The sequence below is a fragment of the Rhizobium sp. UFLA01-1127 genome, from assembly GCF_059803845.1.
Window position 1 is genome coordinate 1 of sequence record NZ_JAUQTZ010000163.1, and the last position, 13,410, is coordinate 13,410.

The following is a 13,410-nucleotide window of genomic DNA, read 5'->3' on the forward strand; positions in this document are numbered from 1 at the left end:
TCAGGGCCGGTCCGACGCCCAGTATGCGGTCGGGTACATGTACGACAGCGGCCAGGGCACGGAAGAAGATCAGGAACAGGCCCTCGCCTGGTACAAGAAGGCGGGCGATCAGGGAGACGCACAGGGCTTGTATGCCGTCGGCTATGCCTATGAAAACGGCAGGGGTGTCGAGCGGAACGAAACCGAGGCATATTCCTGGTATCTGAGAGCCGCGGAGAAGGGCCGCGCTGATGCGCAATACGCAGTCGGCTACAGTCTTGCGAACGGATCGGGCGTCGCACGGGACTATCGCCAGGCGCTTGGCTGGTACCGCAAAGCCGCCGATCAAGGACGTCCCGACGCGCAATATGCCATCGGCTATCTATATGCCAACGGTCAGGGCGTGAAGGTCGACGACGTCAATGCGGTCAAATGGTATCGCAAGTCCGCCGAGCGGGGATATGCGCAGGGCCAATACGCCCTCGCCTGCATGTATGCGGGCGGGCTCGGCATCGCAAAGGATAATGCCAGAGCCTTCGAATGGTACGGGAAGGCTGCGGCTCAGGGCCATGCGGATGCGCAATATGCGCTTGGCTACATGTATGACAATGGCCAGGGGACACGGCCGGACAAAGCGGCTGCGGCAAGCTGGTATCGCAAGGCCGTCGACCAGAATAACTCGCGAGGCGAGTATGCCCTCGCCTCCCTCTACTATCAGGGCGCCGGTATCGCCAAAGACTATGGCCAGGCTGCCGAACTGTTTCGCAAAGCTGCGGATCAGGGCGATGCGCGTGCCGAATATGGTCTTGGATATATGTACTATAACGGCTATGGCGTACCGAAGGACTCCACAATCGCTGCCGATTGGTTCAACAAGGCGGCGGCGAAAGGATTGCCGGAAGCACAGCATGGGCTAAGCTATATGGAGGCCAATGGCGAGGGGCCGATCAAGGATCTCGGACCATTGGGCCAAGGGACCGCCGGAAAGAAGGGTGCCGGCGATATGACGGGCTGGGTCATATTTCATTTGCTGATGGTGCTCGTGCCGTGACCGCCGCGAAAAGTTCACCATCGTCGTTCAACGGAATTTCGACCGAGGGTTAGATCGTGAATTGGAAGAAGGGGGCAGTTGGTTTGCTCTTCGCGCTGGCATCCATGGGGTCGGCGCATGCCGACGTCGGACGAAACGGTTATGATCGCGGCGATTTCAAATCCGGCCTGGAGTACTGGCGTCCCCTGGCGAACAAAGGCAATGTCGCGGCGCAGATCAAACTCGGACAAATGTACGAGGAAGGAAACGGCGTCGGGAAAAACCTGACCGAAGCTCTTGGCTGGTACAGAAGAGCAGCAGATCAAGGCAGCGCCGAGGCGCAGTTCAACGTCGGCACGATGTACGATCAGGGCGAAGGCGTCGCCGCCGACAAGAGCCAAGCCGTTCTCTGGTACAAGAAGGCCGCGGCTCAAGGATATCTCAATGCGCAGTACAATCTGGGCGTCGTCTACGACACCGGAGAAGGCGTTCTCAAGGACAAGCCTCAGGCTTTTGCCTGGTACAGCAAGGCCGCCGAACAAGGCGACGCGGATGCGCAGTTCAATGTCGGCACAATGTACGACCAGGGCGACGGCACTTCGAAGGATAAGGCCAAAGCCGTCATGTGGTATCGCAAGGCCGCCGAGCAGGGAAAAGTCGAGGCGCAATACAATCTGGGCATCATGTATCGCGATGGCGAGGGTATCGCCAAGGATGGTGCCGTGGCCTTCTCCTGGTTCAAAAAGGCGGCCGAGCAAGGAGATGCCAGCTCCCAGTTCAATATCGGCGCCATGTATGCCGATGGCGACGGGATCAAGCAGGACGATGCCCAGGCGATCGCGTGGTTCCTGAAAGCCGCGGCGCAGAACGACGTCGAAGCCGAATATAATCTCGGCGTCATGTTCCGCGATGGCGAAGGCGTTGCCAAGAACGGCCCGCAGGCGGTCTATTGGTTCGAGCGGGCGGCGGCACATCGCTACGCCGGCGCCGCCTATAATCTCGCTATGATGTACCGCAACGGCGACGGCATTGCCGCGGATGCAGCCAAAGCAACGGAGTGGTTCCGCAAAGCGAAGCATCTCGGCTACGACGGCGACACGGACGAACAACCGAATGAACCATCGGGCGGACGGACCATTCCGATATGACGGAATGAACGGGCCGACCGATATCGTCATGTCCTGCCGATAGTCCGCCTCCACTCCCGCGAATCGTGGCAAAACTTGAGATGCGTGGTGATGCTGCGTGCTCTGCGACCCCATGCTCGTCAAGGCCCGATCGGCAAAATGTAGGGATTGCCTTGGCGAAAGAAGACATGGAAGACTGTCGCCGCTCCGGGCCTGATTTGCTGCTTCTTCTCTTGCGAGGATAGATCGCCGTGAACCTGAATTATCCCATACCGTCCTTTCCGCGGTTGCGAATGCTTCGCATGGTATTGGTTGCGACCATGATCCTGTCGCCGCTTTCACCGCTGCCGATGTTGGCAAGACCGGCGCAAGCAGCACCCGGCTCCTGTTGGTCGCTGCTGCAGGGCAAGTTCGGTCCGCAGATCGAGAAATCGGTGAACGAAGCCGATCCCTGCCAGAAACTGCCGGGTGTCGATCACAAGGACAAATTCGAGGTGAAGTCGCTCGACGTCTGCGACGCTCCAGGCGGCGGCGTCCAGATCAATGCGCATGCCGACATGGCCTGCAAGTCGCATGGCGTATTGAAGACGACGATCAAGGGTGAGCTGGACGCATCCATGACGGTCGATGTCGGCGCCTGCCGCATCACCGACATGCATCTCGGGATCAACGGTCCGATCGGCGAGCTGATATCTTCCGTCGGCGGACTGCAGGACCTCGCCCGCGGCTTTGCCCAGGCCAAAATCTCGGAGATCTGCGGAAAATAGACAAGAGAGCCGGCGTCAACCGCCGCCCCTCGTCCCACAAACAGGGACAAACCAAATCATGTCTGCATCGCGCTATCCGCTTGCGCGGTGTCCTTGCTGCCGAACCGGACACCTTTCTTCTCGAAGCCGAAGCCTGCGAACAGCGCCACGACGACGGCGACTATGCAGGCAACGATCAACAGCGCAAAGGCATAATCGCCATTCCATTGTTTTGCCAGCCCCGCCTGGATGGTGGCATTGCCGGAAGCCAGCAGATTGCCGAGCTGATAGGCAAATCCCGGGAACGTGCCGCGCACCTCGTCCGGCGACAATTCGTTGAGATGCACGGGGACGATGCCCCAGGCGCCCTGGACGAAAAGCTGCATCAGAAAAGCGCCGATTGCGAGCATCACAGGCCCATGCCCATAGACCCAGAGCGGCGCAACCGGAATCGCCAGGAGGGCCGCGATGACGATGGCTCGGCGCCGACCGATACGTTGTGACAGCACGCCGAAAGACAGACCGCCGACGATCGCGCCGATATTGTAGACGATGGCGATGGCGCCGACCGTATAGGAATCATATTGCCGCTGCGCTTCCAGGAACGTCGGGTAGAGATCCTGGGTGCCGTGGCTGAAGAAGTTGAAGGCCGTCATCAGCAGTACCGCCCAGATGAACAGCGGAATGTTTTCGCGCAATACGGTGAGGAACGACCGCTGCGGCTTGGATTGCCTCTGCATGAAAGCCGGCGATTCCTGCACATTGCGCCTGATATAGAGCACCAGCAGCGCCGGCAACGCTCCGACGATGAACATGCCGCGCCATCCGATAATCGGAAACAGGAGGAAGAAGACGATCGAGGCGATCAGATAGCCGGAAGGATAACCGGCTTGCAGGATCCCCGAGACAAGGCCGCGCGACTCTTCGGATATGGTCTCCATGGTCAGCGATGCGCCCACGCCCCATTCCCCGCCCATGGCGATGCCGAAGAGCGCACGCAACACGAGAAACATCGTCAAGCCGGTCGAAAAGCCGGTCAGAAATTCGAAGACGGAATAAAGCAGCACATCGACCATCAAGGTCGCGCGTCTCCCGAAGCGATCCGCGGCCAGACCGAAGATCAAGGCTCCAAGCGGCCGCATGGCGAGGGTAAGGAAAATTGCGGCGGCGACCGCCGGAATGTCGGTGTGGAATTCTTCGGCTATATGCTTGAGAACGAAAACCAGAATGAAGAAATCGAATGCGTCCAGCGTCCAGCCCAGATAGGCTGCGATGACGGTATTTCGTTGCTGGGGGGACAGGGAGCGTAAGCTATCCAATGCGGTCATCATGATCCTCCGACCGGATGGCGGCGGCGAGGCGGGCAATACCGGATGCCGTCGAAGCTGGGGGAACCCGGCAAGCGGCCGGGCATGTCGACGTTACGGCCCGTTCCTCCCTTGACGCCTGCAAGGATCGCGCTATGCGGACTTTCAGATCGGCGATAACGCATTGGCCGCCCTTGGGTTGTAACATATTTGACATCTTCGGCGAATGGAAAAATCCGCAACTCCGTTTCCCTTTTGTACTCTTTGCCTCTTCACATCAGCGCGATCTGTCTCCATATTCCCCCAATGTCCAAATCACCGAAAAAAACCTCCGCCCCGACCGGTTTCGAAGAGGCGCCGCAGGCACCTTTTGAAGGTGCGCCGCTCAGCGGCAGCGTTGCCGATTGGGTGAAGCAGCTCGAGGCAGATGCGGAAGCATCGGGCATCGAAACCCAGCGCGAGATCGCTTCCAAGGCCGGCAAGCACCGCAAGAAGGTGGAAATCGCGGCTTCGAAGTCGGGACGCGGCACGTCCATGGGCGGATCGACCGATCCGAAGACACGCGCCGCAGCCGGCCTCAACCCGGTGGCTGGCCTGGATGTTGCACTCGAAGATGCCGACAAGATCGCCGCGAGCGGCGTGACCGCGACGGTGGAAGCGCTATCGAAGCTAATCGAGAGCGGCAATCCGCTTTTCAAGGACGGCAAGCTCTGGACGCCGCACCGCCCTTCCCGGCCGGAAAAGTCCGAAGGCGGCATTCAGATCCGCATGGCTTCGGAATATCAGCCGGCCGGCGACCAGCCGACGGCTATCCGCGACCTCGTCGAAGGGCTGCAAAACGGCGATCGCAACCAGGTGCTGCTCGGCGTCACTGGTTCGGGCAAGACCTTCACCATGGCCAAGGTGATCGAGGCGACGCAGCGTCCCGCAGTGATCCTCGCGCCGAACAAGACGCTGGCCGCTCAGCTCTATTCCGAATTCAAGAATTTCTTCCCGGACAACGCGGTCGAATATTTCGTTTCCTACTACGACTATTACCAGCCGGAAGCCTATGTGCCGCGCTCGGACACCTTCATCGAGAAGGAAAGTTCGATCAACGAACAGATCGACCGGATGCGCCACTCGGCGACGCGGTCGCTGCTGGAACGCGACGACTGCATTATCGTCGCCTCGGTATCCTGTATCTACGGTATCGGCTCGGTCGAAACCTACACGGCCATGACTTTCCAGATGAATGTCGGCGATCGCCTGGACCAGCGCCAGCTTCTGGCCGACCTCGTGGCGCAGCAATACAAACGCCGCGATATGGATTTCATCCGCGGCTCCTTCCGCGTCCGCGGCGACACGATCGAAATCTTCCCGGCCCACTTGGAGGATGCCGCCTGGCGCATCTCCATGTTCGGCGACGAGATCGACGCCATCACCGAATTCGACCCGCTGACCGGCCAGAAGACCGGCGACCTGAAATCGGTGAAGATCTACGCCAATTCGCACTATGTCACGCCGCGCCCGACGCTGAACGGCGCCATCAAGGCGATCAAGGAAGAGCTGAAAATCCGGCTCGCCGAGCTGGAAAAAGCAGGCCGCCTGCTCGAAGCGCAGCGCCTGGAACAGCGTACCCGCTATGATCTCGAAATGCTTGAGGCCACCGGCTCCTGCGCCGGCATCGAAAACTATTCCCGCTACCTCACTGGCCGTAATCCCGGCGAACCGCCGCCGACGCTGTTCGAATATATCCCCGACAACGCCCTGCTGTTCATCGACGAGAGCCACGTCTCGGTCAGCCAGATCGGCGGCATGTACCGAGGCGACTTCCGGCGTAAGGCGACGCTGGCCGAATACGGCTTCCGCCTGCCCTCCTGCATGGACAACCGGCCGCTGCGCTTCGAGGAATGGGACGCCATGCGCCCGGACACGATCGCGGTGTCGGCGACGCCGGGCAGCTGGGAAATGGAGCAATCCGGCGGCGTCTTCGCCGAACAGGTCATTCGCCCCACAGGCCTCATCGACCCGCCGGTCGAGGTCCGCTCGGCCCGCACGCAGGTGGACGACGTCGTCGGAGAAATCCGCGAGACAGCCGCCAAGGGCTATCGCACCCTCTGCACGGTGCTCACCAAGCGCATGGCCGAGGACCTGACGGAGTACCTGCACGAACAGGGCATACGGGTGCGCTACATGCACTCCGACATCGACACGCTGGAGCGCATCGAGATCATCCGCGACTTGCGCCTAGGCGCTTTCGACGTGCTCGTCGGTATCAACCTGCTGCGCGAAGGCCTCGACATTCCGGAATGCGGCTTCGTCGCCATTCTCGATGCCGACAAGGAAGGCTTCCTGCGGTCGGAAACCTCGCTGATCCAGACGATCGGCCGCGCCGCGCGTAACGTAGACGGCAAAGTCATCCTTTATGCCGACACCGTTACCGGCTCGATGCAGCGGGCGATGGACGAGACCAGCCGCCGCCGCGAAAAGCAGATGGCCTACAACAAGGAACACGGCATCACGCCGGAATCGGTCAAGGCGAAGATTTCCGACATTCTCGACAGCGTCTACGAGAAGGATCACGTTCGCGCCGATATCGGCGGTGCTTCCGGCAAGGGCTTTGCCGATGGCGGCCATCTCGTCGGTAACAATCTGCAGGCCCACCTCAACGCACTGGAAAAATCCATGCGCGATGCCGCAGCCGACCTGGACTTCGAAAAGGCGGCACGGCTGCGCGACGAGATCAAACGCCTCAAGGCCGTCGAGCTCGCCGCCATGGACGATCCTCTGGCCCGCGAAGAGGCCAAGAGCCTCGAGGGTGGCAAAGGTGGCCGCCCCAATCCTTCGAGGCTCCGGTCCCCTTCGACAAGCTCAGGCTCCTTCGCACCTCAGAATGAGGACGGAGCGGGTCACGCGGATGGCAACCCTCATGGTGAGGAGGCCCGCAGGGCCGTCTCGAACCACGAGGGCGGGACACAGCGCTCCTATTTCGCCAAGCCGAGCCTCGACGAAATGGGGCCGGGCAGCGATGCCGGCACGCCGCTTTTCCGCAAGAATACGCTGGACGAAATGACCGTCGGCCGCACTGAAAAGCCTGTGACGGGCAAGGTGCCGGACAAGCCGATCATCCGGGCGAAGCCAGGTGTCGGCTCCTATGAGGATCCGATCGACGAAAAGCAGCGCAAGGGACGGACGAAGGGCAAGACGGGGCGCCCCGGCCAATGAGGCTGCGGCCTCCGCGCGAAACTGCGGATTTTGCGAGGGGCGTCTGCGGCCATCGAGAAATGTCTTGCCGGTAAGCCGGCAGCACCTGCATGCCCTCATATGAGGAGACCCACGGAGGGACGGAAGGTGCTGGATTGCGCGCCGTCCCATAGTGGGAAGCGACAGCAACCATGGGAGAGAGACCGATGCCAGAGCCTTTCATCGTCCGCCGCGAGACCCATGTCCCGGCGCCGCCTGCCGCCATATTCGCACTGCTGACCGATCCTGAGAAGATCCTGCGCTGGATGGGCACGGAGGCCCGGACAGAGCCGCAGCCGGGCGGCATCTATCTCGTCAACGTCACCGGAGCGCGCGTCGCCCGCGGCTCATTCCGCGAAGTCGTGCCGGTGCATCGCCTCGCCTACAGCTTCGGCTGGGAAGGCAGCGAGGAAGTGCCTCCGGGATCGAGCCTTGTGGAAATCGACCTGATCGAGCAGCCCGAGGGAACCTTGGTCCGCCTTACCCACACCGGCCTGCCGACGGCCGGACAATGTGAGGCCCATGCCAAAGGCTGGGCGCATTATCTCGATCGCATGGCCGCAGTGGCCGCGGGACGCGACCCGGGTCCTGATCCGATGCGGGGTCACGACGGCAGAAGCTGACGACGTCTTGGCGCATCGCCATCGGGCTCGGAGGGCTCGATGCGGCGACGCGTCACCGATCGGTGATCTACAGCCTCCCCGTCGGGATTGTGAAGGTCCGTGCACCGCCATAAAGGTTGCACCGGCGAGGATGACAGCATGCGGCCGCCATGGCATGATCGCGGCATGGATCTGCCCGCCCCTCTTGCCTGGCTGGTCGACGAAGCCGGCACCTCGCCCAGCCCCGAACGCTTTCTGGCCGATCTGGGCGGACACCTGCTGGCTGCCGGGCTGCCGCTCGCCGGCAGCGCCCTGACGCTGGCAGCACCCCATCCGATCATCACGCAGCACACATGGCTCTGGCGCGCCGCCGAGACCGGAGCGGTAACCGAAGCTCTCGGCTTCGCCGGTACGGCGCTCGGACAGGCAGGCCGCGACTGGCTCGGCGACCTCGGCCCGACATGCGAGGAAACGATCGGGATTGCGCCCGGCAATTCCGTGCTTGCCTGGGCCGGCACCCGGCCCTTCACCCCTTCCGAAGTGGACAGCCTGCGCGAGATCGCCCGCTTTGCCGCGGCCCCCTTGGCGGGATTGGCTGCCCGCGCCACGCTATCGACCCTGCTCCAAGCCTATCTTGGCCGCAGAAGCGCGGCCCGCGTGCAGGCAGGCGCGCTCAGCCGCAATAGCGGCGAGACCATCCGCGCGGCCCTGCTCTGCGCCGATCTGCGGGATTTCACCGCTCTTTCCGAAGCGACGGAACCGACCGTCATGATCGCGGCCCTCGACGCATGGTTCGACCGCGTCGCCGGCGCAGTGCACGCCTTCGGCGGCGAAGTGCTGAAATTCATGGGCGATGGCGTACTGGCAATTTTCCCGGTCACCGGAACACCGGGGGAAGCCTGCGAGGCGGCCTTGCGCGCCGTCACCGCCATCCGCGCCGGCATGGCGCATCTCGACGCGACACGGACAAGCCAAGGCCTGCCGCCCCTCCCCTTCGGCGCCGCCCTGCATTTTGGCGACATGCTCTGGGGCAATGTCGGCGCCGCCGACCGCCTCGACTTCACCGCCATCGGCCCCGCCGTCAACCTCGTCAGCCGGCTGGAGGGCCTGTGCAAGCCGCTCGGCCGCACTGTGCTGATCTCGGGCGCGCTTGCGGTGGAGACGACGATGCCGCTGGTGCCTTTAGGGGACTATGAGCTGCGGGGCATTGCGGAGCCTTGCTCGGTGTTTACGTTGGCGGAAAGCTGAAACTGTAGGCTGAAATCGTCAGACCTGAGCGATATCTGATTGAAGCCCCGCCTTAACGGCAGCCTGAAAATGCGAAGCGCCGCCCGTCAGCCAAAATGCTTCCGTGGTGCTGGCAAGAAACTCAGCGAAGAGCTTGCAAGCATCGGCGCGACGTACGCCGCCAATGACCTCCATCGCTCTCGCAACATGGCGAGGTGGCGAATTTTCGAGCCTGACTTGCCCGCATCCGCCATATGCATCGGGCATCGCAAACACAAGTCGAGTTATCGGCAAATGCAACATGGTGCCAAAGCACATGATGCAGGGCTCCAGCGTCGTATAAAGCGTCAGACCGTCGTTCCGCGAGAACGTGTAATCGCCTGTAAATACTTGATGAAACAGATTCATCTCCGCATGGTTCAAATGATTCGAGACCATGGTCTTATGGGATCGCCCCAGAATTTGCGTTCCCGACGCAAGCACAGCGCCCACGGGAAATATGCCTTGACCCAGAGCAACTTTCGCCTCGGCTAAGGCAAGCCCCATCATGTGATCGTCATTCGGTTGCATGATACGGTCCTGCATCTTCGATTATTACTGGTTGTATTACCGCAAGATAACGACTTTAACAAAGGTGGAAACGGGCGCTCCATATCCCAAGGGGGCGGCCCGGGCGCTCGATCATTGCCTTACCAATAAGAAGCACGCTTATTGTGAGATCTGAAAATAATAGATTTGTCGGTTAATCGAAGCGGCGGCCATCAACCCCTTGAAATTCCCCACCCTATCCTACCCGTTTCCCAACCCGCCCTAATATTGCCCCTTGCCTTTTTTCACAAACCCTGTCACCCATACGCATGCTCGGGCATTTGCATGCCGGTGACTGGACTGATTTGGTGATCCGCTTGCGGCAGGCAGCGGTTGGGTCTTATGATCCGCGCAGACGTTCTTTCCCCGTACGTGACTTCTCGACTGGCTTTCGCATGTCGCGGAAGCAAAGCCGTCCGGGTTCATCCGGATAAACTAAGACTGATGGGTAAAGGACTATCCTCCATGGCCACCAAGGGCACCGTAAAATTCTTCAACCAGGACAAGGGTTTTGGTTTCATCACTCCTGACGGCGGTGCAAAGGACGTTTTCGTCCACATCTCCGCTCTTCAGGCTTCCGGCATCCAGTCGCTGCGCGAAGGCCAGCAGGTCACCTTCGACACCGAACCGGATCGCATGGGCAAAGGCCCGAAGGCTGTCAACATCCAGGCTAACTAAGCTTCTGGTGACTGCCTGAACAAGGTTTCAGACGGCGCGGTGCAAACCGCGCCGTTTTTCGTTTGTGAGGATGAGATTTGCAACAAGTTCGGATCCTATCTCGCCCTTGGCGGGCGAGATAAGGCTCTTCAAGCGCTGACCCGCTCCGAATCCGCAGCGAAATCCACCGCGGCGAAAGCGGCCGCAATCACCTCCGGTCCGGCCACCGGCTTGTTGGCATCGGCGGAGAGGATCTGGCGGTAGCGGCGCGAGCCTGGCAGGCCGGTGAAGAGACCGACCATGTGCCGCGCGACATGCTGCAGGCGGCCACCATTGGCTATATGGCGCTCCGCATAATCCATCATCCGGTCGCGCAGCCCATTCCAATCGGCTTCAACAGCAGACTCGCCATAGAAGCGATGGTCGACATCGGCGAGGATCGCGGCATTCTGATAGGCGGCGCGGCCGAGCATGACGCCATCGACATGGGCAAGATGCGCCTCGGCCTGATCCAGCGTCTGGATGCCGCCATTGATGCCGATGAAGACTTCGGGCCAGCGGCTCTTCATGCGGTAGACGATATCGTAATCGAGCGGCGGTATTTCGCGGTTTTCCTTCGGCGACAGCCCTTTCAGCCAGGCCTTGCGCGCATGAATCCAGATCGCGTCTGCGCCGGCATCGAGCACCCGCGTCATCAGCTCCGGCAATGCCTCTTCCGGCTCCTGCTCGTCGACGCCGATGCGGCATTTCACGGTGACGGGAGCATTCGATACCGCCTTCATCGCGGCAACGCAGGATGCCACCGTCTCCGGCGTCAGCATCAGGCAGGCGCCGAAGGTGCCGGACTGTACGCGATCGGATGGGCAGCCGACATTCAGGTTGATCTCGTCGTAACCATAGGCCTCTGCAATCCGCAGCGCCTCGGAAAGCTTGGCCGGGTGGGAGCCACCAAGCTGCAGCGCAACGGGATGCTCGGTGGCATCGCGCCCCAGCAGCCGGTCGCGCGGCCCGTGGATGATCGCATCTGCCACCACCATCTCGGTATAAAGCAATGCATGCCGGCTGATCTGCCGATGCAAGTACCGGCAATGGCGATCCGTCCAGTCGATCATAGGGGCTACCGCAAAGATCTTGCGGCCAGTTTTCAGCGCGTCGCTATACATGGGAAACCTTTCTCACGCGCGCTCTACACCAAATCCCTCAAAAAGGCCAGTTTTCGTGGCTGTAACAATAATGCTAGTTTGCCGAACGGAGTCGGAGAGTGACAGCCCTCCGAGAAATGAAGAGTTTCGAAAGCCCATATGAACGCCTCACTGACGACAGTCATTCCGCCACCCGCCACCGTTCTTCTGCCGATCGAGGGCGAGGCCGGGCTTTTCCCCGTGCGCCGCGTCTATTGCGTCGGCCGCAATTATGCCGACCATGCCATCGAGATGGGACATGATCCCTGCCGCGAGCCGCCGTTCTTCTTCCAGAAGAACCCGGACAACCTGCTCGTGTCAGGCGACTTCCCCTATCCCTCCCTGTCGTCGGACGTGCATCACGAGGTGGAGCTGGTGGTGGCGCTGCGCAGCGGCGGCACGAACATCCCGGTCGAACAGGCGCTGGACTGCGTCTATGGTTACGGCGTCGGCATCGATTTCACCCGCCGCGACCTGCAGGGCGAGGCCAAGAAACTCGGTCGTCCCTGGGAAATCGGCAAGGCTTTCGAGCATTCCGCCCCTGTTTCCGCCCTCGTGCCGGCCACCCGCGTCGGCCATCCCGACAAGGGCGGCATCTGGCTGATGCGAAATGGCGAAGCCGCCCAGAGAGGTGACCTCCAGCAGATGATCTGGAAGGTGCCGGAAATCATCGCCGAACTCTCCAGACTTTTCACGCTCGCACCGGGCGATGTCATCATGACCGGCACGCCTGCCGGCGTCGGCCCCGTTGCGCGCGGCGACCGGATCAGCTGCGCCGTCGATGGCGTCGCAAACCTCGTATTGAACGTCGTCTGATCGAGGAGGATCGACCATGCCGCTCTACGCCCTTGCCGGCTCGACGCCGAAAACGCCCCAACCGGGCCGATACTGGATTGCCCCCGATGCCAGCGTGATCGGCAAGGTCGAGATCGGAGAAGATGTCGGCATCTGGTTCGGCGCGGTGCTGCGTGGCGACAACGAACCGATCGTCGTCGGCAAGGACACGAACATTCAGGAAGGCACGATGGTTCATACCGATCCGGCCTACCCGACCACGATCGGCGAAGGCTGCACCATCGGCCATCACGCCATCATTCACGGCTGCACCATCGGCAACAACTCCTTGATCGGCATGGGAGCCACGATCCTGAACGGCGCAAAGATCGGCAACAATTGCCTCGTCGGCGCCAATGCGCTTATCACGGAAGGCAAGGAATTCCCGGATGGCTCGCTCATCGTCGGGGCGCCGGCAAAAGCGATCCGCACGCTGGACGACAACGCGATCGAAGGCCTGCGCCGCTCCGCCCGCAACTATGTCGCCAACTGGCAGCGCTTCGCCCGTGATCTCAAGAGATTGGATTAGAGCATTTCCAGGAAAAGTGCGTAGCGGTTTTCCGTCCGGAATGCGCTGGGAAATAAGAAGATAGAGCGTTTTCGCGATTCGAAGAAAAGCGGAATTGCTCTAGAAAACCATCATAAGCTGTTGATGGACTGCGGAATAAACCTTGATCCGCTCACGCCGCGCAATTGCCGCAATGGCCACGGATTTCAATGGTCGATTTTTCCGCCTTGAACTTCTGCGATTTCAGCCAGTTCATCAGGCGGTGATCCACTTCGTGATCGTGGAACTCAATCACCTGGCCGCAGCTTTCGCAGATGGCGAAGGCGACAAGGCCATGGCTGTGGCAATCCTCATTGGGATGGGCGCAGGCGACGAAGGAATTGATGCTCTCGAGCCGGT

General features: G+C 61.1%; 13 protein-coding genes. 9 read left to right on the forward strand and 4 right to left on the reverse strand.

The window, feature by feature from the left end; genetic code table 11:
• The 3 genes from Q4Q11_RS27660 to Q4Q11_RS27670 form a co-directional block, all read left to right on the forward strand.
• Positions 1 to 1,030 (forward strand): SEL1-like repeat protein (locus tag Q4Q11_RS27660; RefSeq protein WP_498571470.1); only part of this gene is annotated, 1,030 nt, incomplete at its 5' end.
• A gap of 56 nt (positions 1,031 to 1,086) precedes the next feature.
• Positions 1,087 to 2,157 (forward strand): SEL1-like repeat protein, encoded by a 1,071-nt coding sequence (locus Q4Q11_RS27665; RefSeq protein ID WP_112509205.1) that lies wholly within the window; start codon positions 1,087 to 1,089, stop codon positions 2,155 to 2,157.
• Positions 2,158 to 2,387: 230 nt separating this feature from the next.
• Positions 2,388 to 2,903, forward strand: a complete 516-nt coding sequence (locus Q4Q11_RS27670; protein WP_498571471.1) for a hypothetical protein — start codon at positions 2,388 to 2,390, stop codon at positions 2,901 to 2,903.
• 56 nt (positions 2,904 to 2,959) lie between these two features.
• Here Q4Q11_RS27670 and Q4Q11_RS27675 read toward each other — a convergent pair whose 3' ends face one another.
• A complete protein-coding gene (locus Q4Q11_RS27675) occupies positions 2,960 to 4,210 on the reverse strand; it encodes an MFS transporter (protein WP_112509202.1) in 1,251 nt (416 codons plus the stop codon).
• 285 nt (positions 4,211 to 4,495) lie between these two features.
• Between Q4Q11_RS27675 and uvrB the strand changes: the two genes are divergently transcribed.
• From uvrB to Q4Q11_RS27690, 3 genes are all read left to right on the forward strand, one after another.
• Positions 4,496 to 7,396, forward strand: a complete 2,901-nt coding sequence (gene uvrB, locus Q4Q11_RS27680; RefSeq protein WP_113336592.1) for an excinuclease ABC subunit UvrB — start codon at positions 4,496 to 4,498, stop codon at positions 7,394 to 7,396.
• A gap of 185 nt (positions 7,397 to 7,581) precedes the next feature.
• Positions 7,582 to 8,037, forward strand: a complete 456-nt coding sequence (locus Q4Q11_RS27685; protein WP_112509198.1) for an SRPBCC family protein — start codon at positions 7,582 to 7,584, stop codon at positions 8,035 to 8,037.
• Between the two features lie 165 nt (positions 8,038 to 8,202).
• On the forward strand, positions 8,203 to 9,264 hold the full coding sequence (locus tag Q4Q11_RS27690; RefSeq protein WP_113336624.1) for an adenylate/guanylate cyclase domain-containing protein: 1,062 nt from the start codon (positions 8,203 to 8,205) through the stop codon (positions 9,262 to 9,264).
• A gap of 18 nt (positions 9,265 to 9,282) precedes the next feature.
• On the opposite strand, the gene Q4Q11_RS27695 is transcribed toward Q4Q11_RS27690, so the two are convergent.
• A complete protein-coding gene (locus tag Q4Q11_RS27695; RefSeq protein WP_498571472.1) occupies positions 9,283 to 9,813 on the reverse strand; it encodes a nucleoside deaminase in 531 nt (176 codons plus the stop codon).
• Between the two features lie 483 nt (positions 9,814 to 10,296).
• On the opposite strand from Q4Q11_RS27695, the gene Q4Q11_RS27700 reads away from it, so the two are divergent.
• Entirely contained in the window at positions 10,297 to 10,509 is a 213-nt protein-coding gene (locus tag Q4Q11_RS27700; RefSeq protein WP_004109325.1) for a cold-shock protein, read from the forward strand.
• 128 nt (positions 10,510 to 10,637) lie between these two features.
• Here the strand turns inward: Q4Q11_RS27700 and dusA are convergent, their stop codons facing one another.
• Positions 10,638 to 11,651 (reverse strand): tRNA dihydrouridine(20/20a) synthase DusA, encoded by a 1,014-nt coding sequence (dusA, locus tag Q4Q11_RS27705; RefSeq protein WP_498571473.1) that lies wholly within the window; start codon positions 11,649 to 11,651, stop codon positions 10,638 to 10,640.
• A 138-nt stretch (positions 11,652 to 11,789) separates the two neighbouring features.
• Between dusA and Q4Q11_RS27710 the strand changes: the two genes are divergently transcribed.
• Entirely contained in the window at positions 11,790 to 12,485 is a 696-nt protein-coding gene (locus tag Q4Q11_RS27710) for a fumarylacetoacetate hydrolase family protein (RefSeq protein ID WP_498571474.1), read from the forward strand.
• Positions 12,486 to 12,501: 16 nt separating this feature from the next.
• A complete protein-coding gene (locus Q4Q11_RS27715; protein ID WP_498571475.1) occupies positions 12,502 to 13,032 on the forward strand; it encodes a gamma carbonic anhydrase family protein in 531 nt (176 codons plus the stop codon).
• Between the two features lie 151 nt (positions 13,033 to 13,183).
• On the opposite strand, the gene Q4Q11_RS27720 is transcribed toward Q4Q11_RS27715, so the two are convergent.
• Positions 13,184 to 13,410: transcriptional repressor (locus tag Q4Q11_RS27720; RefSeq protein ID WP_498571476.1), on the reverse strand; the 227-nt coding region annotated here is incomplete at its 5' end.

What these genes read in the sequence shown, in the direction of transcription:
- Q4Q11_RS27675 (WP_112509202.1), bottom strand. Translation starts at nt 4,210, where the DNA reads ATGACCGCATTGGATAGCTTACGCTCCCTGTCCCCCCAGCAACGAAAT.
- uvrB (WP_113336592.1), top strand. Translation starts at nt 4,496, where the DNA reads ATGTCCAAATCACCGAAAAAAACCTCCGCCCCGACCGGTTTCGAAGAG.
- Q4Q11_RS27685 (WP_112509198.1), top strand. Translation starts at nt 7,582, where the DNA reads ATGCCAGAGCCTTTCATCGTCCGCCGCGAGACCCATGTCCCGGCGCCG.
- Q4Q11_RS27690 (WP_113336624.1), top strand. Translation starts at nt 8,203, where the DNA reads ATGGATCTGCCCGCCCCTCTTGCCTGGCTGGTCGACGAAGCCGGCACC.
- Q4Q11_RS27695 (WP_498571472.1), bottom strand. Translation starts at nt 9,813, where the DNA reads ATGCAACCGAATGACGATCACATGATGGGGCTTGCCTTAGCCGAGGCG.
- Q4Q11_RS27700 (WP_004109325.1), top strand. Translation starts at nt 10,297, where the DNA reads ATGGCCACCAAGGGCACCGTAAAATTCTTCAACCAGGACAAGGGTTTT.
- dusA (WP_498571473.1), bottom strand. Translation starts at nt 11,651, where the DNA reads ATGTATAGCGACGCGCTGAAAACTGGCCGCAAGATCTTTGCGGTAGCC.
- Q4Q11_RS27710 (WP_498571474.1), top strand. Translation starts at nt 11,790, where the DNA reads ATGAACGCCTCACTGACGACAGTCATTCCGCCACCCGCCACCGTTCTT.
- Q4Q11_RS27715 (WP_498571475.1), top strand. Translation starts at nt 12,502, where the DNA reads ATGCCGCTCTACGCCCTTGCCGGCTCGACGCCGAAAACGCCCCAACCG.